We start from the raw sequence: 20,007 nt of genomic DNA on the forward strand, positions 1-20,007 counted from the left end.
CGCGGGGGTGCGGATCGCCACCGCGAGGGCGTCGGGGATGGAGTGGTTGACCGCCACGAACTCGCAGTCGAACGGGCCGATGCGTTCGCGGTCCCCCTCCTTCACCTCGAGGGTGTAGGGGCGGATGCGGTGCTCGACGAGCTTGGCCTCGACGAGGGCCAGGGTGAGCTTGGACCCGATGAGCGGGATGTCGGGCTTCTCGCGGAGCAGGTAGGGCACGGCGCCGATGTGGTCCTCGTGGCCGTGCGTGAGGACGATCCCCTCGACGCTGTCGAGGCGGTCCCTGATCGAGCTGAAGTCGGGGAGGATCAGGTCGACCCCGGGCTGCTCCTCCTCGGGGAAGAGCACTCCGCAGTCGACGATCAGCAGCCGGCCGTCGAACTCGAAGACCGTCATGTTGCGGCCGATCTCGCCGAGGCCGCCGAGCGGGGTGATGCGCAGGCCGCCCTCGGGGAGTTCCGGCGGCGGGCCGAGTTCAGGGTGCGGATGGCTCAAAGTGTCTCCTCACCACACGCGCCACGTGCCCGGCCGGACACATGGCGCGTGTGACATCGTGCGGTGCTTCTTCTTCGTCGTGCGATGTTCAGTTGTCGAGCCTGTTGTTCACAGCTGTACCCCGCCGGCCGTGAGATCCCTCTTCAGCTGTTCGGTCTCCTCCTCGCCCATGCCCACCATCGGCAGACGCAGCGGTCCGCCGGGCAGGCCCTGGAGCGCGAGCGCAGCCTTCGTGGTGATGACGCCCTGGGTGCGGAACATGCCGGTGTAGACAGGCAGGAGGCGCTGGTGGATCTCGGTGGCCTTCGCGACGTCCCCCGCCAGGTACGCCTCGACCAGCGAGCGCAGTTCGGGCGAGACGACGTGGCCGACGACGGAGACAAAACCCACGGCGCCGACGGACAGCAGCGGCAGGTTGAGCATGTCGTCGCCGGAGTACCAGGCGAGGTCGCTGCGGGCGATCACCCAGCTCGCGCGGCCGAGGTCGCCCTTGGCGTCCTTGTTGGCGACGATCCGGGGGTGCTCGGAGAGCCGGACGAGGGTGTCGGTCTGGATCGGCACACCGCTGCGGCCGGGGATGTCGTAGAGCATCACGGGCAGGGCGGTGGCGTCCGCGACGGCGGTGAAGTGCTGGTACAGCCCTTCCTGCGGCGGCTTGCTGTAGTAGGGCGTGACGACGAGCAGCCCGTGCGCGCCGGCCTGCTCGGCCCGGCGGGCGAGTTCGACGCTGTGCCGGGTGTCGTTGGTGCCGACGCCCGCGACGACGTGGGCGCGGTCCCCGACCGCCTCCACCACGGCCCTGACGAGCTGCTCTTTCTCCACATCGCTGGTGGTGGGCGATTCACCGGTGGTGCCGTTGACGACGAGGCCGTCGTTCCCTGCTTCCACCAGGTGGGCGGCGAGGCGCTGCGCGCCGTCGAGATCGAGTGCGCCGTCGGCGGTGAACGGCGTGACCATCGCGGTCAGGACCCGGCCGAACGGGGTCTGCGGTGTGGACGTCGGAGCCATGGGTCCCACGCTACTCGCAGCACCGCCCGCCGTGCCTCATCGGGGAGTACGAAGATGCGGGAGCGGTGCGGCGGAGCGGCGGTTACGAGGACCCCGGTACTGCCTGCTCGGGGGTCCAGGCAGTACCGGAATCCGTTCCTGCAGCCTAGGCCAGGTTCACATAGGCCCGCAATTCAGACACCGCGGCGTTGCGGTGACGGGCCCACGGGGGCCCGGAACGGCTCCGGGCGCCCGCTCCGGGTGCCCGATCCGGCCGGGCGAGGCGCCCGGAGCCACCGGAGGACCTCAGGGGGCGACGCGGCCGTTGGCGTTGTAGGCCGCGTGGGTGAGCGGCATGAGTCCGGCCCACAGCTGCTCCATCCGCTCCCCGACCATCTCGATCTCCCGCTGCGGGAAGGAGGGGACGGTGGCCTGCTCGTGCTGGGTGCGCAGGGACAGGAAGTGCATCAGCGAGCGGGCGTTGCAGGTGGCGTACATCGAGGAGAAGAGGCCGACCGGCAGCACGGCGCGGGCGACCTCGCGGGCGATGCCGGCGGCCAGCATCTCCTGGTAGGTGGCGTACGCCTGCCGGTAGGACTCCTCCATGGCCTTGGCCGCCAGTTCGTGCTGCTCTGCGGTGCCCTCGACGAACTCGTACTTGCCGGGGCGGCCCTGCTGGACGAGCCTGCGGTCGGCCCCGGGCACGTAGAAGACGGGCTGCAGCTCGCGGTAGCGGCCGGACTCCTCGTTGTAGGACCAGCCGACCCGGTGGCGCATGAACTCGCGGAAGACGAAGATCGGGGCGCTGACGAAGAAGGTCATCGAGTTGTGCTCGAACGGGCTGCCGTGGCGGTCCCGCATCAGGTAGTTGATCAGGCCCCTGGAGCGCTCCGGATCCTTGACGAGCTCGTCCAGGGACTGCTCGCCGGCGGTCGACACCCGGGCCGCCCAGAGCACGTCGGAGTCCGCGGCGCTGTGCTTGACCAGTTCCACGGTCACGTCGCTGCGGAACCGGGCTGCGTTCCCGGGCGTCGTGGTGTCGGTGTCGGTCACCGGCGGTCCTTCCTGGTCGTGCGTACGTCCGCGGGGACGGCGTACGGGGAGTCGGGGGCGGCGCCCAGCTTAGACGGACCGGGGCGACTGTCGCGTTTGCCGTGTTTGCCGCCGCGGGTTCCGGGCACTGCGCACCTTACGCGGACGTTGACCGCAGGGACCCGGCGCGGGTGCCCCGTCACGCCGCCCGGGTGCCGTCGCAGGACCCGTGTCTTCCGAACGAGGAGAGTGTTCCCGATGCCCCGCAGGGGAGAGTCCGTCCCCTTCGCCTTCGTCGCCGAGGCGGAGAGCTTCCGCAGCAACGTCGCCCCGCCTCCCCCGCCGCCGGGGGGGGCCGGACAGCGCCTGAGGACCGCCCTGGGCGCGCTGGGGGTGGTGGCCGGCCTGGTCGGCGCCCTCGTGCTCGGCGTCCCGGCGCTCGACACCGGGGAGAACGGCGGCACGGCGGGGACGCAGCAGGAGGCTGCCCGGGGCCGCTGATAGCCTCCCGCACACAGCCGTATCCGGCGTGATCGCGGAAAGCGTTGGTGAACGAAACCGTGCCCCTGACGTTCCTGTCCACGGACAGCAGCCACCAGAGCCACGCCGCCGAGGAGGTCCTGCCCTACGAGGCGGAGGACCGGTGGCGGCGTCCGTACCGCCCCGGCCCCTGGCGGGTCGCGGGCTCGGCCCTGCTCCTCATGCTCGCCTCGTACATGCTCTTCGCCGGCATGATCATCGGCCTGGCGGGGGCGCTTCCCGGGGCCGGGCTGTGCCTGCTGCTGGCCGCCCTGGTGATCGCGGCGGCGGTGCGCCTGGTGCGGGTGGGCATCTGGGTGAACGAGGCGGGGCTGCGGCAGGTGGGCCTGCTGCACTCCGTCACCCTGCCGTGGTCGCGGGTGGAGTCGGTCCGCACCTCGCAGCAGCCGGTCAAGTGGCTCGGCATGCCCCGCACCGTGCAGGGCCAGGCCGTGGTGGTCACCACGGCCTCCGGCGAGCGGCTGAGGGCGGTGCTGACCGACCGCAACGCGGACTTCCTCGGCCGCGGCGAGGCCTTCGACATGGCGGCCGACGCGGTGGAGGGCTGGGCCGAGCAGGGCCGCTGAGCCCCGGCCGGCAGCCACCGGCCGTCGTCCGCCTGTCCTGCGGGCCCCCGAACCGCCGGCCCGCCCGTGGTGATCACGGGCGGGCCGGCGGTTCGGGGGCCTGCCGCGTGCTGGGCCCGCAGTGTGCGGGACCGGCGGCGTGCGAGGCTCGCGGACCGGGGTCAGCGGCGCACAGGGCGGCCGTCGTGCAGGGCGATGGCCCGCTGCATGGCCTTGCGGGCGCGCGGGGTGTCGCGCGCGTCGTGGTAGGCGACCGCCAGGCGGAACCAGGCCCTCCAGTCCTCGGGGGCGGCCTCCGCCTCCGCCCTGCGGCGGGCGAAGGCCTCGTCGGCGGAGTCCCGGTCGATCCTGCCGGACGGGGTGCGCCTGAGGTCGTCGACGGGCAGGCCGCCCTCGGCCTCGAGCTCCCGGGCCAGCCGCCCGGCGTCCCGGGCGAAGCCGACGGTCCGCCACAGGAACCACACGCCCAGTGCCGGCAGGACCAGCACCGCGACGCCGAAGGTCACCGTGAGCGGCGTCCCCTCGCGGATCAGCAGCCAGCCGCGGCTGCCGACCAGGACGAAGTAGACGACCAGGACCGCGGCGAGGACGAAGAACGTGATCTTGGCCCGCACGGCGGTCAGCCCAGGTCCATGAAGTGCTCGAGCCCGAAGGTCAGGCCGGGGGTGTCCACCACGCGCCGCACGCCGAGCAGCACGCCGGGCATGAACGAGGCGCGGTTCATCGAGTCGTGCCGGATCGTGAGGGTCTCGCCCTCGTCGCCGAAGAGCACCTCCTGGTGGGCGATCAGGCCGCGCAGGCGCACCGCGTGGACGGGGATCCCGTCGACGTCGGCCCCGCGGGCGCCCTCCAGCGCGGTGATGGTGGCGTCGGGCTGGTCTCCGCGGCCCGCCTCGCGGCGGGCCTCGGCGACCAGCTGGGCGGTGCGCACCGCGGTCCCGCTGGGCGCGTCGACCTTGTTGGGGTGGTGCAGCTCGACGATCTCGACGGACTCGAAGAAGCGGGCCGCCTGCTGGGCGAAGCGCATGGTCAGGACGGCGCCGATGCCGAAGTTCGGGGCGATGAGCACGCCGGTGCCGGGGGCGTCGGCGAGCAGGCCGCGCACCCGCGCCAGGCGCTCGTCGGTCCACCCGGTGGTGCCGACCACCGCGTGGATCCCGTGCGTGATGCAGAACTCGACGTTCTCCATCACCGAGTCCGGGTGGGTCAGCTCGACCGCGACCTGCGCACCGGAGTCGGCCAGCGTCCGCAGCTCGTCGCCGCGGCCGAGGGCGGCCACCAGTTCCATGTCGTCGGCCGCCTCCACGGCCCTGCACGCCTCCGAGCCCATCCGGCCGGCCCTGCCGATGACGGCAACGCGGAGCTTGCTCACGGTTCGGTTCCTCGTTTCTCGTGTGTCCCGGCCCCGCGGCGGCCCCGTGCGGGCCGCCGCGGGCGGTCGGCCTCAGGCCACGGCGTCGTGCAGCCCGGCGGCCTGCTTGTCCTTCAGCGCGCCGATCACGGCGAGCGAGGGACGCCTGCCCAGTACATCGCGGGCGACCTCGCGCACGTCGTCCGGGGTGACCTGCGCGTACTTGTCCAGCATGGCGTCGACGCCCAGCTGCTCGCCCCAGCAGACCTCGCTCTTGCCGATCCGGTTCATCAGCGCGCCGGTGTCCTCCAGGCCGAGCACGGTGGAGCCGGACAGCTGTCCGACGGCGCGCCGCAGCTCGTCCTCGGGCAGCCCCTTGTCGGCGACCTTGGCCAGCTCCTCCCGGCAGATGCCGAGGACCTCCCCGACCCGGGAGGGCTTGCAGCCGGCGTAGACGCCGAACAGGCCGCAGTCGGCGAAGCCGGAGGTGTAGGAGTACACCGAGTAGGCCAGGCCGCGCTTCTCGCGGATCTCCTGGAACAGCCGCGAGCTCATCCCGCCGCCGAGGGCCGCGTTGAGGACGGCCAGGGCCCATCGGCGCTCGTCGGTGCGGGAGACGCCGGGCATGCCGAGGATCAGGTGGGCCTGCTCGGTCCTGCGGGTGAGCACCTCCACCCGTCCGGCGGCGTCCGGGCTGTGCTGCCCGGCCCGGGGGGCGGCGGGCAGGACGTCCGGGTCGCGCAGTGCCCCTGCCCCGGCGAACGCCTCCTCCACCTGCCGGACGAGCAGGTCGTGGTCGAGGTTGCCGGCGGCGGCCACGACCAGGTTCTCGGGGCGGTAGTGGCTGCGGTAGAAGCCGTGGACCGCGTCGCGGGTGAGGCCCTCGACGGTCTCGACGGTGCCCAGGACGGGCCGGCCGAGCGGGGTGTCGCCCAGGACGGCGGTGGAGAACAGGTCGTGGACCTGGTCGCCGGGGTCGTCCTCGGTCATGGCGATCTCCTCGAGGACCACGCCGCGTTCGGCCTCGACGTCCTCGGGGCGGACCAGGGAGCCGGTGAGCATGTCGGAGACGACGTCGACGGCCAGGGGGAGGTCGGCGTCGAGCACCCGCGCGTAGTAGCAGGTGTACTCCTTGGCGGTGAAGGCGTTCATCTCGCCGCCGACCGCGTCGACCGCCGCGGAGATCTCGAGTGCGCTGCGCCGCCCGGTGCCCTTGAAGAGCAGGTGCTCCAGGTAGTGGGTGGCCCCGCCCAGCTCCCGGCTCTCGTCGCGGGAGCCGACGGCCGCCCAGATGCCGAAGGTGGCGGAGCGGACGGTCGGCAGGGTCTCGGTGACGACGCGCAGGCCGCCGGGCAGGACCGTGCGCCGCACCGTGCCGGCGCCGTCGGTGCCGGGCAGCAGGGTGACGGTGGTGCCCGGTCGTTGCAGCGGGACGGCCCGCCCCTCGTCGAAGGGGCGGGCCGTCTCGCGCGGAGTGCTCGGGGTCACTTGTCGGAGTCGTCCTTCTCCGTGGTGCCCGCGGCCTCGTCCTCGCCCTCGACGACCGGGATCAGCGAGAGCTTGCCGCGCTGGTCGATCTCGGCGATCTCGACCTGGACCTTGGCGCCGACCTGGACGACGTCCTCGACGTTCTCCACCCGCTTGCCGCCGGCGAGCTTGCGCAGCTGCGAGATGTGCAGCAGGCCGTCCTTGCCGGGCATGAGCGAGACGAAGGCGCCGAAGGTCGTGGTCTTGACGACCGTGCCCAGGTAGCGCTCGCCGACCTCGGGCATCGTCGGGTTGGCGATGCCGTTGATCGTGGCGCGGGCGGCCTCGGCGGCCGGGCCGTCGGCGGCACCGATGTAGATGGTGCCGTCGTCCTCGATCGTGATGTCGGCGCCGGTGTCCTCCTGGATCTGGTTGATCATCTTGCCCTTGGGGCCGATGACCTCGCCGATCTTGTCCACCGGGATCTTGATGGTGATGATGCGCGGGGCGTTCGGGCTCATCTCGTCGGGAGCGTCGATCGCCTCGAGCATCACGTCGAGGATGTGCAGGCGGGCGTCGCGGGCCTGCTTCAGGGCCGCGGCCAGGACCGAGGCGGGGATGCCGTCGAGCTTGGTGTCCAGCTGCAGGGCGGTGACGAACTGCTTGGTGCCGGCGACCTTGAAGTCCATGTCGCCGAAGGCGTCCTCGGCCCCGAGGATGTCGGTCAGCGTCACGTAGTGGGTCTCGCCGTCGATCTCCTGGGAGATCAGGCCCATGGCGATGCCGGCGACGGGGGCCTTGAGCGGCACGCCGGCGTTCAGCAGCGACATGGTGGAGGCGCAGACCGAGCCCATGGAGGTGGAGCCGTTGGAGCCCAGCGCCTCGGAGACCTGGCGGATCGCGTAGGGGAACTCCTCGCGGGTCGGCAGGACCGGGACGAGGGCCCGCTCGGCCAGGGCGCCGTGGCCGATCTCGCGGCGCTTGGGGGAGCCGACGCGGCCGGTCTCGCCGGTGGAGTACGGCGGGAAGTTGTAGTTGTGCATGTAGCGCTTGCGGGTCTCGGGCGAGAGCGTGTCCAGCTGCTGCTCCATGCGGAGCATGTTGAGCGTGGTCACACCCAGGATCTGGGTCTCGCCGCGCTCGAACAGGGCGGAGCCGTGGACGCGCGGGATGGCCTCGACCTCGGCGGCCAGGGTGCGGATGTCGGTGACGCCGCGGCCGTCGATGCGGACCTTGTCCTTGATGACGCGCTCGCGGACCAGCTTCTTGGTCAGCGCGCGGTAGGCGGCGGAGATCTCCTTCTCGCGGCCCTCGAACTGCGGGAGCAGCTTCTCGGCGGCGAGCGCCTTGACGCGGTCCAGCTCGGCCTCGCGGGCCTGCTTGCCGGCGATGGTCAGCGCGCTCGCGAGCTCGTCGCGCACGGCGGCGGTCAGCGCCTCGAACACGTCGTCCTGGTAGTCCAGGAAGATCGGGAACTCCGCGGTCGGCTTGGCCGCCTTGGCGGCCAGGTCGGCCTGGGCCCTGCACAGGACCTTGATGAACGGCTTGGCGGCCTCCAGGCCCGCGGCCACGACCTCCTCGGTCGGCGCCTCGGCGCCGCCCTCGACCAGCTTGATCGTCTTGTCGGTGGCCTCGGCCTCGACCATCATGATCGCCACGTCGCCGTCCTCGAGGGTGCGGCCGGCGACGACCATGTCGAAGACGGCGTTCTCGAGCTCGGAGTGGGTGGGGAAGGCCACCCACTGGCCGCTGATCAGCGCGACGCGCACGCCGCCGATCGGGCCGGAGAACGGCAGGCCGGCCAGCTGGGTCGAGGCGGAGGCGGCGTTGATCGCGACCACGTCGTACAGGTGGTCGGGGTTGAGCGCCATGATCGTGGCGACGACCTGGATCTCGTTGCGCAGGCCCTTCTTGAAGGACGGGCGCAGCGGGCGGTCGATGAGGCGGCAGGTGAGGATCGCGTCCTCGGAGGGGCGGCCCTCGCGGCGGAAGAACGAGCCGGGGATGCGGCCGGCCGCGTACATGCGCTCCTCGACGTCCACCGTCAGGGGGAAGAAGTCGAGCTGGTCCTTGGGGTTCTTGGACGCGGTGGTGGCGGACAGCACCATGGTGTCGTCGTCCAGGTAGGCCACGGCGGAGCCGGCGGCCTGACGGGCCAGGCGGCCCGTCTCGAAGCGGATCGTGCGGGTGCCGAAGGAACCGTTGTCGATGACGGCCTCGGCGTAGTGGGTCTCGTTCTCCACCGGGAAAATCTCCTCGTTCGTGTCCCCGCCGTGCGGGGACCCTCCAGGGGAGCGCCCTGCCGCTGTGCCCGACGTCCCCGGCCGGGCCGGTCTTCGATCGAAGCCTCCGGGGGGCGGGCGCGCTTCGCGCGGGCCGTCCGGGGGCCACTACCGAGGACCGGCGCCTGTGGCGTCGGTACAGGGGAGCGGACGCTCCTCCTCTTCCGTGCCCTTCGTCTCGGAACCAGAGTAATTGGCCCGGGGCCTCGCCACGAGGCCAAGATCCGGTCCGGTCCGAAGGGGTGCCGCAACGGCAGTGCCTGCCGGTACGGCGAAGGGAGCGGTCCCCGTCGCGGGAACCGCTCCCTCCGTCCCTTGCTACCGGGCGCCGCCGGCGGCGCCGCGGCGGATGCCCAGGCGCTCGACCAGCGCGCGGAAGCGCGTGATGTCCTTCTTGGCCAGGTACTGCAGCAGACGGCGGCGCTGGCCGACGAGCAGCAGCAGACCACGGCGGGAGTGGTGGTCGTGCTTGTGGGTCTTGAGGTGCTCGGTCAGGTCGGTGATCCGGCGGGTCAGCATCGCGACCTGGACCTCGGGGGAGCCGGTGTCACCCTCCTTGGTGGCGAACTCGGCCATGATCTGCTTCTTCGTTGCGGCGTCGAGCGACACGCGTACTCCTCGGGTTCTCGTGACCTCGTCGGGCACCCCTGGTCTTCTTCACAGGGGACTTGATCGGACCCGGACGAGGATCCGGCCGTCGCGGGCTGTGGGCACGCAGACGACCGCCACCCACAGTACCAGTCGGGTGACGGCCGTTGTGACGCACGACGCGGCCGGGAGGGTCGCCCCCGGCCGCGGCGTCAGGTGCTGGTCATGCTGCGCGCGGCGTTGTAGACGTCGAGCACCGCCAGCGCGAGGGGGATGAGGGAGAGCAGGACGGCCCCCTCGGCGAGGTCCATCATCCGGCCCCAGAAGGGGGTGACGCCCTTCTTCGGGACGATCAGGGCGACGGCCACCAGCAGGGCGGCGCCGAGGGCGACGGCCGCGCTCAGCCACACGGTGCGGATGTCCAGCGGGGCCCCGTTCCCCTTGAGCAGCAGCTCCTTGAGGGCGTCGGCCGGCGGGTTGAGCGCCAGGCCCAGCACGAGGAGGGCGACGGTGGCCACGCCCGCACCCATCAGGCACACGACCTGGGCGGTGTAGCGGAAGAGCCGGGCGCGCATCATGGTGGCGATGCCGGCCGCGAGCGCCAGGGCCTGCGCCCAGCCGCTGTCGGAGAAGCCGAGGACGACGCCGGCCGAGCCGACGACCGCCGCGGAGCACCCGCCGACCAGGCCGAGGAGCAGCTCGTGGCCGCGGCGGGCCTGACCGGTGATCTTCTCGAAGTCGATCGGCTCCTCCTCCTCGCGCTCGCTCTCCGGGCCGCGCTGCTTGCGCGTGGAGGAGATCTGGTCCGGGGAGCGGAAGCCGATCGGCAGCCGGGCGAAGCGGGCCGACCAGCCGGGCAGGAAGGCGACGACGGCGATCGCGGTCACCGCGGTGACCGCGGCGGCCTCGCGCGGCTGCGCCTCGGAGACGATCGCCACGAAGGTGGCCAGGGTCCCGACGAAGGAGACGAAGGACGTCGCGACGAACGGCGCGTCGCCCTGCGGGAGGAGCGCGACCAGCAGCACCGAGGCGATCAGCACCACGACGCAGCCGATGAGGAAGTGCAGCCGGCCCGGCCCCTCCCCCTCCGACAGCGGCATGACGCCGGAGCCCGCCACCAGCAGGTGGGGCAGGGCGGCCAGTCCCAGCGCCATCGCCGACCAGCGGTCGTCGTAGACCCGGGCGCGCACGCCGGACAGGGCGACCAGGACCAGGCCGGTGGCGCCGGCGATGATGCCGGGCAGTCCGTGCATGTCGTGCTTGAACGGTTCGGAGAACCACAGCACCAGGGCCATCATCGTCAGCAGCAGCACGCCGGCGGCCAGCCCGGCGGCGCGCATCAGCCCGTCGTTCCAGCTGCGCCGGTCGGTCTCGACCGCGGAGGCGACGGCGTCGACGACGTCGTCGAAGACGGCGGGCGGCAGCGAGTCGGCGAACGGCCTCATCAGGAGCAGTTCGCCGTCGAGGATGCGGTGCTCGACCAGGGACCGGCCCGGGTCGAGGACCGTGCCGTCGCGGCGGACCAGGTGGTAGCCGGTGGGCGCCCCTTCTGCCGGGGCCTGGCCCGACAGCCTCAGAATCTCCGGGTAGACGTCCGACAGCGGCACGTCCTCAGGCAGTGCGACGTCGATTCTGCTGTCCGGCGCCGCGACCGTGACTCTGCAGAATCCGGTTGCTGAAACCGTGCTCACCTGGCGGTTCCCCCTCGTCCGGTGCTGGGTTATCGGCGCGTGGCCGCCGGATCCGTCCGGCACGCCCGCGCATCGCGATGCGCCACCTTACCGTCCTCGGCAATCCCCATCTCCCCCGCCCGGTACGCCTGTTGCCCGTGACCAGTAGGATCGGCGCCTGCCTTAGCTTCATGGGTGGCTTCTGTACGGGGGGCCGCCGCCACGGGGGCGGTCCGAAACGCGAGTTGAGTGAAGGACTGGTGCATCGGTGAGCGTGGTCGTCGTCAAACGCCCGCCGCGGGTTCTCCCGCCGGACGTGCCGAGTGAGGAGGTGCGGCTGGAGGCGCCGCCGGAACTCCCGCGCGGCGAGGACCAGAACCTGCTCATGAACCTGCTGCCGATGCTCGGCATGGGATCCTCGGCGGCGTTCTTCTTCATGCCCGCCAACAACGGCAGCGGCGGCGGGTTCATGAAGGTCATGGGCGTGCTGATGCTCGCCTCCACGCTGGCGATGGTCGTCGCCCAGATCGTGCGGGCCCGCCAGGGGCCCTCGGGACAGATGGCCGAAGGGCGGCGCGACTACCTCAAGTACCTCGCGCAGGTACGGCGGCAGGTGCGGCGCACGGCCCACAAGCAGCGCGACGCCCAGTACTACCTGCACCCGTCCCCGGAGCAGCTGTGGGCCCTGGTGGCCGAGGGCTCGCGGGTGTGGGAGCGGCGCTCCACCGACCCCGACTTCGCGCAGGTGCGCATCGGCCTGGGGCCGCAGCAGCTGGCGACCCCGCTGGTCGCCCCGGAGACCGCGCCGGTGGACGAGCTCGAGCCGCTGACCGCGCACGCGATGCAGCAGTTCCTGTCCGCGCACGGATCGCTGGACGACCTGCCGCTGGCCGTCGGGCTGCGCTCCTTCTACCACGTGACGGTCTCCGGGGACCCGGACACCGTCTACGGCACGACCCGCGCGGCCCTGGGCCAGATGTGCGCCCTGCACTCCCCCGAGGACCTGGTGGTCGCGGTCGTCGCGGCCCCCGGCGCCGCGGCCGAGTGGGAGTGGACCAAGTGGCTCCCGCACATGCAGCACAAGGAGGCCGACGGGGCGGGCTCGATGCGGCTGTTCTGCAGCGACCTGGGCGAGGTCGAGGAACTGCTGCACGACAAGCTCGACGGCCGCCCCCGGTTCAACCGGGAGGGGCAGCCGCTGCTGGACTCCCCGCACCTGGTGATCGTGCTCGACGGCGGCAGCGTCCCTGCCGACTCGGTCATCGCCTCCGCGGAGGGCCTGCAGGGGGTGACCATCCTGGAGGTGGTGCCCGGCGAACTCGACGAGATGCGCGGCTCGCTGTCCCTCCAGGTGTGGCCCGGCCAGCTGGAACTGGAGACCGGCTCGGGCGTGTACACCGGCGTCCCCGACACGATGTCCGCCAGCCAGGCCGAGTCGCTGGCACGCCAGCTCGCCCCGCTGCGCCTCGGCGCGGCGGACGCCGACGAGCCGCTGCTGGCCAACCTTGACTTCACCGACCTGATGGGCATCGGCGACGCGGCCGGCGTCGACGTCTCCCGCACCTGGCGGCCCCGTTCGCTGCACGAGCGGCTGCGGGTGCCGATCGGCCTGGGCGAGACCGGCGAGCCGGTCATGCTCGACATCAAGGAGGCCTCGCAGGAGGGCATGGGCCCGCACGGCCTGTGCGTCGGCGCGACCGGCTCCGGAAAGTCCGAGCTGCTGCGCACCCTGGTGCTGGGCCTGGCCGTCACCCACTCCTCCGAGACGCTCAACTTCGTCCTGGCGGACTTCAAGGGCGGTGCGACGTTCACCGGCATGGGCAGCATGCCGCACGTCTCCGCGGTCATCACCAACCTGGCCGACGAGCTGACCCTGGTCGACCGCATGCGCGACTCGATCACCGGCGAGCTCAACCGGCGCCAGGAACTGCTGCGCCAGTCCGGCAACTACGCCAACATCACCGACTACGAGAAGGCCCGCGCGGCCGGCGCGCCGCTCGACCCGCTGCCGTCGCTCGTCCTGATCATCGACGAGTTCAGCGAGCTGCTGGCCGCCAAGCCGGACTTCATCGAGATGTTCATCCAGATCGGCCGCATCGGCCGGTCCCTGGGCGTGCACATGCTGCTGGCCTCGCAGCGCCTGGAGGAGGGCAAGCTGCGCGGCCTGGACACCTTCCTGTCCTACCGCATCGGCCTGCGGACCTTCTCCGCCGCCGAGTCGCGCACCGCCATCGGCGTGCCGGACGCCTACCACCTGCCGAACGTGCCCGGCGCCGGCTACCTCAAGTACGACACCGAGACGATGGTGCAGTTCAAGGCCGCCTACGTCTCCGGCACCTACCGCTCCTCCGGGGCGGTCGCGCCCGGCGGCGGCCGGATCGACCGGTCCCCGGTGCTGTTCACCGCCTCCCCGGTGCCGCTGCGCATCCTCGAGGAGCCGGCCCCGGGCGAGGTCTCCTCGCAGATCGACGACGCGCTCGCCGACACCGTGCTGGACGTGATCGTGCGCCGCCTGGAGGGGCAGGGCCCGCCCGCCCACCAGGTGTGGCTGCCTCCGCTGGAGGAGGCGCCCAGCATCGACCAGTTGCTGCCGCCGCTGACGGTCGACGCCGACCGGGGCCTGCACGCCGACGGCTACACCGCCACCGGCAAGCTGACCGTGCCGGTCGCCCTGGTGGACAAGCCGTTCGAGCAGCGCCGCGACGTGCTCTACAGCGACTTCTCCGGCTCCGCCGGCCACGCCCTGGTCGTGGGCGGCCCGCAGTCCGGCAAGTCCACCCTGGTCCGCACCCTGATCACCTCCTTCGCGCTCACCCACACCCCGCGCGAGGTGCAGTTCTACTGCCTGGACTTCGGCGGCGGCGGCATGCTGGCGCTGCAGAACCTGGCACACGTGGGCGGAGTCGCCTCCCGGCTGGACGGCGAGAAGGTCCGCCGCACCGTCGCCGAGGTGCACGGCATCCTCAACGCCCGCGAGGAGTTCTTCCGGGCCAACTCCGTCGACTCGATGGGCACCTTCCGCTCCCGCCGGGCCGCCGGCCACTACCCGGACCAGGCCTGGGGCGACGTCTTCCTGATCATCGACGGCTGGGCGACGTTCAAGACCGACTACGAGATGCTCGACCCGGTCATCGCCGACATCGCCACCCGCGGCCTCGGCTTCGGCATCCACCTGATCCTGACCGCCACCCGCTACACCGAGCTCCGCCCGGCACTGAAGGACCAGGTCCTGACCCGGCTGGAGCTGCGCCTGGGCGACGCGATGGAGTCCGAGTTCGACCGCAAGCGGGCCGAGAACGTGCCCGTCGGCAAGCCCGGCCGCGGCCTGTCCCCGGACAAGCTCGACTACATGGCCGCCCTGCCGAGGATCGACGGCTCCTCCAGCGCCGAGGACCTCGCCGACGGCATGGCGCAGATGGTGGCCACCGTCAACGAGAACTGGCCCGGACAGCCCGCGCCGCCGGTGCGGATGCTGCCGACCATGCTCCCGGCCTCCGAGCTGCCCGGCGGCGGGGACTTCGCCGACCGCGGCGTCGCGATCGGCGTCGACGAGCTCACCCTCTCGCCGGTGTTCGTGGACTTCGAGACCGACCCGCTGTTCGTCATCTACGGCGAGAGCGAGTCCGGCAAGTCCTCGCTGCTGCGGCTGATCGCCAAGCAGGTCTCCGAGCGCTACGAGCCGAGCAAGGCGCTGTTCGTGGTCTCCGACTTCCGGCGCGCACTGCTGGGACAGGTCCCCGACAGCCACATGTACAAGTACTGCGCCTCGGGGCCGCAGCTGCAGGAGGTCATGGAGTCGCTCGCCGGCTCGATGAGCCGCCGCATGCCGGGGTCCGACGTCACCCCGGAGCAGCTGCGCAACCGCAGCTGGTACAACGAGCCGGACGCGTTCATCTTCATCGACGACTACGACCTGGTCGCCACCTCCATGGGCAACCCGCTGTCGGTGCTGATGGAGTACCTGCCGTTCGCCCGCGACCTGGGCCTGCGCATCATCCTGGCGCGCAGCTCCTCCGGCGCCTCCCGCGCCTCCTTCGAGCCGGTCCTCACCCGCATCAAGGAGCTCGGCGCGCAGGGCGTGATCCTGTCCGGCGACTCCAACGAGGGCCAGCTGATGGGCAACGTGCGGGCGTCGGCCATGCCGCCGGGACGCGGATCGTTCGTGACCCGCCGCCGCGGCGCGCAGCTGGTGCAGACCGGCTACCTGCCGGAGCGCTGAGCAGCCCCGCGCCCGTGACATGACGTGACGTGACGACGGAGGGGGTGGGGCGGGCCCGTACGGGCCCGCCCCACCCCCTCCGTTTCCGTTTCCGCCTTCCTGCCCTCCCCGGGCGCTCCGGCCGCCCGGGCGATGATGTGCGGGCCGGGTACCCGGGCGCCGGGGCAGGGCCTTCTGAGCCGCGGAGCCGCATCTCCCTGAGGCCTTGCGGCCCCGTAAGACCGGACCGAGGCCGCACCCCGGCCGGGGTGCGGCCTCGGTCCGGTCCGGGTGCACAGCCTTCCCGGATGCACCGCAGTGCGCAGTGCCCGGCGTCTTCTTCCGCGGGGTTCCTAGCGCGGCTCGAGGGAGGGTTCCTCTGCAGGCCGGGGCGCCTCTTCGTTGCGGTAGGAACGGTAGGCGTTGTCGTAGGCGAGGCCTGCGACGACGGCCACGCCGCACGAGACCAGGTGCGGGACGGTCTGCGGCAGGACGAGACAGCCCGCGACCCCCACGAGCACGATCCCCGCGCACAGCAGGGCCGGGGCGCGCAGCAGCGCGGGCCACGCCCGGTGCAGGTCGATCTCCCGGACCCGGTACGCGGGATCGGTGACGGGGCGTTGCGTCCGCGGGAGGAGCGCCAGCGCCGCCGGGGTGGGCAGGAGGCCCCGCAGCAGCCATCCGCCGTCACCGATCAGCACGGCACGGACGTCCGCCCGGTTCTCGCGCAACCGCGCCTGCGGGGTGTCACCGCCGTCCGAGGGCTTCGACTCCGGCCTGCGCTTGAGGTACAGCCAGGCGTCCTCGGGACCGATCACCGCCGCCGCGGTCTCCGCCGCCGCGTACGACTCGATGACGAACGGGGCCTCTTCGCCCCACGGCGTCGCCAGTAGCAGGCAGGGGACCGTCTTCTCCGACGCGCCGCCGGATGCGGCGGACCCCGTCCCCTCGCTCCCGGCCCCCTCGCGTCCGGCCCCACCGCTCCCGGCCCCGCCGAACCGGAAACCTGTGGAGACGGCTCCGGTCCGCCCGGAGTAACCTGCTCCACCAAAGCTCCAGACTTTTTGATGCCGGGCCGTTCTCGTATCTTCTCGGCGCCCTGTAGTTGTTCCAGCAGCCTTCGCCGACGCCTCGGCGTCCCCGGCCACCTGCTCCTTGCGCTGCTCCACGGCCGGCACGGTGCGCAGTCCGGTCTCTGCCGCCTGCAAATGCGCGGAATCGGCCTCGCATCCCGAGTCCCTGGCCTGTTGCCCGAAGTCCTCCTCCATTGAAGGAAATTGGGCCGGTCGATCGTATTCGGACGTCGCCGGGAACGATCAGTGGCGGTCGGGGCCTTCCGCTCCCCCCGTCAACGACCTGTCGTCCCCCCGGACGGCGCCGGGCGAGTTGCGCAGGGACGAACGCGCCGGTAGACGGGAAGCACCGGGTGCCGGGCCGATGTGCCCTCTCCCCGTCGTCGCCCCTCCCGTATGGTGGGGCGGAATACTTGGGGACGCCCCGCACCCCGTGCACGGAAGGACGCCCGCGCCCATGGCCCGCAGCCGGACTGCCCGCGCGCTGCCCGCGCCCGCGGCACGAGGGCTGCTCGTGCAGACGCTGGTACTGGCGCTGCTCGCCCTGGCCGCCTTCGCCTGCGTGCGCCTGCACCCGGGCAGCGGCAACTCCACCGGGCCGGAAGCGGCCCTGCGTGCGTCGGCGCCGGTGGCCGTGTCCCTCCAGGACCTCACCCGGACGGCGGTCGAGGCCTCAACCGAGATCCCCGCAGCGGAAGGCGTCGGCACGGAAGGCGCCGACACCCGTACGAGCGCCAACTGCTCGAAGAAGCCGGGGGCCACCGAAGGGCCCTCGAACCCGCGTTGGGCCGGATCCGACACGGCGCACCCGGCGGCCGCAGAGCCCTGTCCCTCCCGCCCCGCTCCTGTCCGGCACCACGTCACCGGGCACATCGGTCCTGCGCCCCCGGCGCCGGACCTGACCCGCCTGTCCGTTCTGCGGATCTAGCGGAGCCGCCGCGTGCCGTACCGCCCCGCAACAACCGGGTGCCCCGTACGGCGCGTGCCGGCCCGCCGACCGATCCGACAGAACAGGACTTCCCCATGCCCTCTGCCGTCCCGCGCCCGCCCGGGCGTGCGCCCGGGCGGGCGGCCGCCGCCGTCCGCGGCTCCCTGCGATCCGCCGCCACCGCCCTGCGGGCGTGGCCTGCCGCCCGGTGGCTCGCCGCCGCCGGCGGGGCACTGCTGACCGCTGCGGTCGTCGGCTTCCCCACCGCGGTGATCCCCAGCCCGCTCTTCGGCCGGGAGGTCCCCGTCCAGTGGTGGAACTACCCGGCTCTGGTCGCCACCGCCGTGCTGGGCGGCATCGTGATCGCCACCTACGTCCGCACCCCGTACACCGGAGCAGAGGCACGCTTCGACGGCGGCAACGGCGAACGCCCCGAGGGCAGCGACGGTGACGACGACGGCGACGACCGTGGCACGTCCCGCCTGGGTGCCGTCGGAGGGGTGCTGTCGTTCTTCGCCGTCGGCTGCCCGGTGTGCAACAAGGTCGTGCTGGTCCTGCTCGGCACGTCCGGGGCGATGACCGTCTGGGCCCCGGTCCAGCCGGTTATCGCGGTTGCGTCCGTGCTGTTCATGGGCGTGGCCGCCGTGCGCCGGCTGTCCGGCGAGGTCGCCTGCCCCGTACGGCCGACAGTCGCGGCGGGTACGGCGGGCACTGCGGCTCCCGCGGGAGCCCGGGGGGCGACGGAGCCGGCCGAGCCGGCGGTCGGCGTCTCCGCGACCGGCAACTGAACCCCGCCCCACACTCTTCGTCCTCTCCGTCTCTTCAGGAGCATTCCCATGCCCAGCAACACCTCCGCCGACAGGACCAGCAGGAGGCGGGGCATCGCCGCCGCCGCAGCCGTCCTCGTCGTCGCCCTTGTCCTCGGTGTCGTCTCCGCCGTGGCCACCGCGAACAAGGACACGTCCGGTGCCTCCGGCGGGCCGGCCGCCACCGTCGCCACTCCCGAAGCCCAGCCGCCCTCCGAGCAGGACGCCGAACTGCTCGCCCTGGCCCGTCGCGACGCCGATGACCCGCACGCCGTGGGACGCGCGGACGCGCCCGTGGTGATGATCGAGTACTCCGACTTCCAGTGCCCGTTCTGCGGGAAGTTCGCCCGGGACACCAAGCCCGAGCTGATGAAGTACGTCGAGGACGGCACCCTGCGCATCGAATGGCGCCACTTCCCCCTCTTCGGCGAGGAGTCCGAGAACGCCGCACGCGCGGGGTACGCCGCCGCTCAGCAGGACCGGTTCTGGCAGTTCCACGACGTCGTCTACTCCGAGGAGCGCAAGCGCAACAGCGGGGTGTTCGCCCCCGGCAAGGTAGAGAAGATGGCCCGGGAGGCGGGCGTCCCCGACATCGACCGCTTCTGTGCCGACATGAAGAGCAAGAAGGCGGGCGCGTTCGTCACCGCTGACTCCGAGGAGGGTTACCGCCTCGGAGTGACCAGCACCCCCGCGTTCCTGGTCAACTCGCAGCCCATCCTCGGCTCGCAGCCCCTGGAGACCTTCGAGGCCGCCATCGAGTCCGCTGCCAAGGCGGCTCAGGGGTCCGGGAAGGCAGCGGGCAAGGACACCGGCGAGGAGGCGGCCGAGTGACCGACATCGGCTACCTCGCCGCATTCCTCGGCGGGCTGCTCGCGCTCCTCAGCCCGTGCAGTGCGCTGCTCCTGCCCGCCTTCTTCGCCTACTCGTTCAGCTCCCCGGCACGGCTCCTGGGTCGCACCGTCTTCTTCTACGCCGGACTGTGCACGACCCTGGTGCCCCTGGGCGCGGCCGGTTCGTTCGCCGGACGGCTGTTCTACGGCAACCGCGACCTGCTGGTGGCCGTCGGCGGCTGGACGGTCGTCGCGCTGGGCATCCTCCAGATACTGGGGCTCGGCTTCGGCTCGCGCCGCATGCAGGAGGCGGCCTCCCGGATCAGGCCCTCGTCGGCGTGGTCGGTCTACGCACTCGGCGCGGTCTACGGGCTGGCCGGATTCTGCGCCGGCCCCGTCCTCGGCAGCGTGCTGACCGTGGCCGCCGTCGGCGGCAACCCCTGGTACGGGGGCGCGCTGCTGGCCGTGTACGCCCTGGGAATGGCCTTCCCGATGTTCCTGCTCGCGCTGGTCTGGGACCGTTTCCGCCTGGGGAGCAGGCGCTGGCTGCGCGGCCGGGGGTTCCAGGCGGGACCGCTGCGACTGCACACCACCTCCCTGCTGTCCGGTGCTTTCTTCGTCCTCCTCGGCGTGATGTTCCTGGTCTTCGACGGAACCTCCGCGCTGCCGGGAGTGATGGGTGTGGACACCGAGTACGCGGTCGAACGGTGGGTGAGGACGGCAGCCTCAGGCGTCTCCGACACCGCGGTGCTGCTCACCGTGGCGGGCGCGGCGGCGCTCGCCGTCGCACTGCTCGCTCTCCGTCCCCACCGGTCCGCACCCGACTCGGGCGGAGACAAGGACGGGACAGCGGTCAAGAACTGTCCCGAGGAAACCTCCGGGGCGGCCGGAACGATCGCGAGGGACGGGGCCGCCGATCACGCCTGACCCGAACCCGCCCCGCTGCCGGCCCTCGAACGGTCCGGCGGCGGGGCACCTCTCCGTCCGCGGAGTTCAGCCAGCGGTCTCCTGCCTGCCGGCGGCAAGCAAGGAAGGCGGCCCACTCCCCGGACGAGAGGGCGAACGTCCCTTGGGGTGAACGTGCCCGACAGTAGGGTCCCGAGGCGCCCTGGGCCCTGTCCCCACAAGGGCGGAGGCCTACGGGGACGGGCTCACGCGGAAGGTGACCGCGCGAGCCCGTGATGCTTCTCTTCT

The 20,007-nt window shown here is 72.3% G+C and carries 17 protein-coding genes (1 of these 17 only partly in view); 7 read left to right on the forward strand and 10 right to left on the reverse strand.

The features are described 5' to 3' along the window. From GQS52_RS06595 to thyX, 3 genes are all read right to left on the reverse strand, one after another. Window positions 1-495, reverse strand: the 5' end (the start) of a protein-coding gene (locus tag GQS52_RS06595; protein WP_182312279.1) for a ribonuclease J. 1,191 nt of this gene lie to the left of the window's left edge; the window shows 495 of its 1,686 coding nt (coding positions 1-495); it begins with the start codon at window positions 493-495; its stop codon lies off the left edge, out of view. A gap of 108 nt (window positions 496-603) precedes the next feature. Next, window positions 604-1,503 carry a 4-hydroxy-tetrahydrodipicolinate synthase gene (gene dapA / locus GQS52_RS06600; RefSeq protein ID WP_182312281.1) on the reverse strand — a complete coding sequence of 300 codons (900 nt, stop codon included), beginning with the start codon at window positions 1,501-1,503 and terminating at the stop codon, window positions 604-606. A gap of 285 nt (window positions 1,504-1,788) precedes the next feature. Continuing rightward, window positions 1,789-2,535 carry an FAD-dependent thymidylate synthase gene (gene thyX, locus GQS52_RS06605; protein WP_182312283.1) on the reverse strand — a complete coding sequence of 249 codons (747 nt, stop codon included), beginning with the start codon at window positions 2,533-2,535 and terminating at the stop codon, window positions 1,789-1,791. A gap of 237 nt (window positions 2,536-2,772) precedes the next feature. Between thyX and GQS52_RS06610 the strand changes: the two genes are divergently transcribed. Together GQS52_RS06610 and GQS52_RS06615 are read left to right on the forward strand one after the other, a co-directional pair. Then, window positions 2,773-3,015 (forward strand): hypothetical protein, encoded by a 243-nt coding sequence (locus tag GQS52_RS06610; protein ID WP_182312285.1) that lies wholly within the window; start codon window positions 2,773-2,775, stop codon window positions 3,013-3,015. Window positions 3,016-3,074: 59 nt separating this feature from the next. Continuing rightward, window positions 3,075-3,620, forward strand: a complete 546-nt coding sequence (locus tag GQS52_RS06615) for a hypothetical protein (RefSeq protein ID WP_182316259.1) — start codon at window positions 3,075-3,077, stop codon at window positions 3,618-3,620. 161 nt (window positions 3,621-3,781) lie between these two features. Here the strand turns inward: GQS52_RS06615 and GQS52_RS06620 are convergent, their stop codons facing one another. The 6 genes from GQS52_RS06620 to eccD all read right to left on the reverse strand — a co-directional run bounded on the left by GQS52_RS06620 (window position 3,782) and on the right by eccD (window position 10,999). After that, a complete protein-coding gene (locus GQS52_RS06620; RefSeq protein WP_182312287.1) occupies window positions 3,782-4,234 on the reverse strand; it encodes a tetratricopeptide repeat protein in 453 nt (150 codons plus the stop codon). A gap of 5 nt (window positions 4,235-4,239) precedes the next feature. Continuing rightward, complete coding sequence (dapB, locus tag GQS52_RS06625) at window positions 4,240-4,992, reverse strand: 4-hydroxy-tetrahydrodipicolinate reductase (RefSeq protein ID WP_182312289.1); 753 nt, start codon at window positions 4,990-4,992, stop codon at window positions 4,240-4,242. 72 nt (window positions 4,993-5,064) lie between these two features. Further along, complete coding sequence (locus GQS52_RS06630; RefSeq protein WP_182312291.1) at window positions 5,065-6,459, reverse strand: pitrilysin family protein; 1,395 nt, start codon at window positions 6,457-6,459, stop codon at window positions 5,065-5,067. Further along, window positions 6,456-8,681: a polyribonucleotide nucleotidyltransferase gene (locus GQS52_RS06635; protein WP_182312293.1), complete on the reverse strand. Its 2,226-nt coding sequence runs from the start codon at window positions 8,679-8,681 to the stop codon at window positions 6,456-6,458. Before GQS52_RS06635 ends, GQS52_RS06630 begins: the two co-directional genes overlap by 4 nt. Window positions 8,682-9,038: 357 nt before the next feature. Beyond that, entirely contained in the window at window positions 9,039-9,329 is a 291-nt protein-coding gene (gene rpsO, locus GQS52_RS06640; protein ID WP_182312295.1) for a 30S ribosomal protein S15, read from the reverse strand. Window positions 9,330-9,520: 191 nt separating this feature from the next. Then, complete coding sequence (gene eccD / locus GQS52_RS06645) at window positions 9,521-10,999, reverse strand: type VII secretion integral membrane protein EccD (protein WP_182312297.1); 1,479 nt, start codon at window positions 10,997-10,999, stop codon at window positions 9,521-9,523. A gap of 247 nt (window positions 11,000-11,246) precedes the next feature. Here eccD and eccCa point away from each other — a divergent pair, with 247 nt between their 5' ends. Further along, on the forward strand, window positions 11,247-15,197 hold the full coding sequence (gene eccCa, locus GQS52_RS06650) for a type VII secretion protein EccCa (RefSeq protein ID WP_182312299.1): 3,951 nt from the start codon (window positions 11,247-11,249) through the stop codon (window positions 15,195-15,197). Window positions 15,198-15,529: 332 nt separating this feature from the next. Here the strand turns inward: eccCa and GQS52_RS06655 are convergent, their stop codons facing one another. Then, on the reverse strand, window positions 15,530-16,345 hold the full coding sequence (locus tag GQS52_RS06655) for a hypothetical protein (protein WP_182312301.1): 816 nt from the start codon (window positions 16,343-16,345) through the stop codon (window positions 15,530-15,532). 361 nt (window positions 16,346-16,706) lie between these two features. On the opposite strand from GQS52_RS06655, the gene GQS52_RS06660 reads away from it, so the two are divergent. From GQS52_RS06660 to GQS52_RS06675, 4 genes are all read left to right on the forward strand, one after another. Next, a complete protein-coding gene (locus GQS52_RS06660) occupies window positions 16,707-17,177 on the forward strand; it encodes a hypothetical protein (protein WP_182312304.1) in 471 nt (156 codons plus the stop codon). Window positions 17,178-17,272: 95 nt separating this feature from the next. Then, window positions 17,273-17,965 carry a hypothetical protein gene (locus GQS52_RS06665; RefSeq protein ID WP_259370630.1) on the forward strand — a complete coding sequence of 231 codons (693 nt, stop codon included), beginning with the start codon at window positions 17,273-17,275 and terminating at the stop codon, window positions 17,963-17,965. A 48-nt stretch (window positions 17,966-18,013) separates the two neighbouring features. Further along, window positions 18,014-18,814, forward strand: a complete 801-nt coding sequence (locus GQS52_RS06670; protein ID WP_182312306.1) for a thioredoxin domain-containing protein — start codon at window positions 18,014-18,016, stop codon at window positions 18,812-18,814. Further along, entirely contained in the window at window positions 18,811-19,740 is a 930-nt protein-coding gene (locus tag GQS52_RS06675) for a cytochrome c biogenesis CcdA family protein (protein ID WP_182312308.1), read from the forward strand. The genes GQS52_RS06670 and GQS52_RS06675 overlap by 4 nt, the downstream gene beginning before the upstream one ends. The last annotated feature ends 267 nt before the right edge of the window (window positions 19,741-20,007 follow it).

The organism is Streptomyces sp. SCUT-3, assembly GCF_014083985.1.
GTDB lineage: Bacteria > Actinomycetota > Actinomycetes > Streptomycetales > Streptomycetaceae > Streptomyces_H > Streptomyces_H thermolineatus.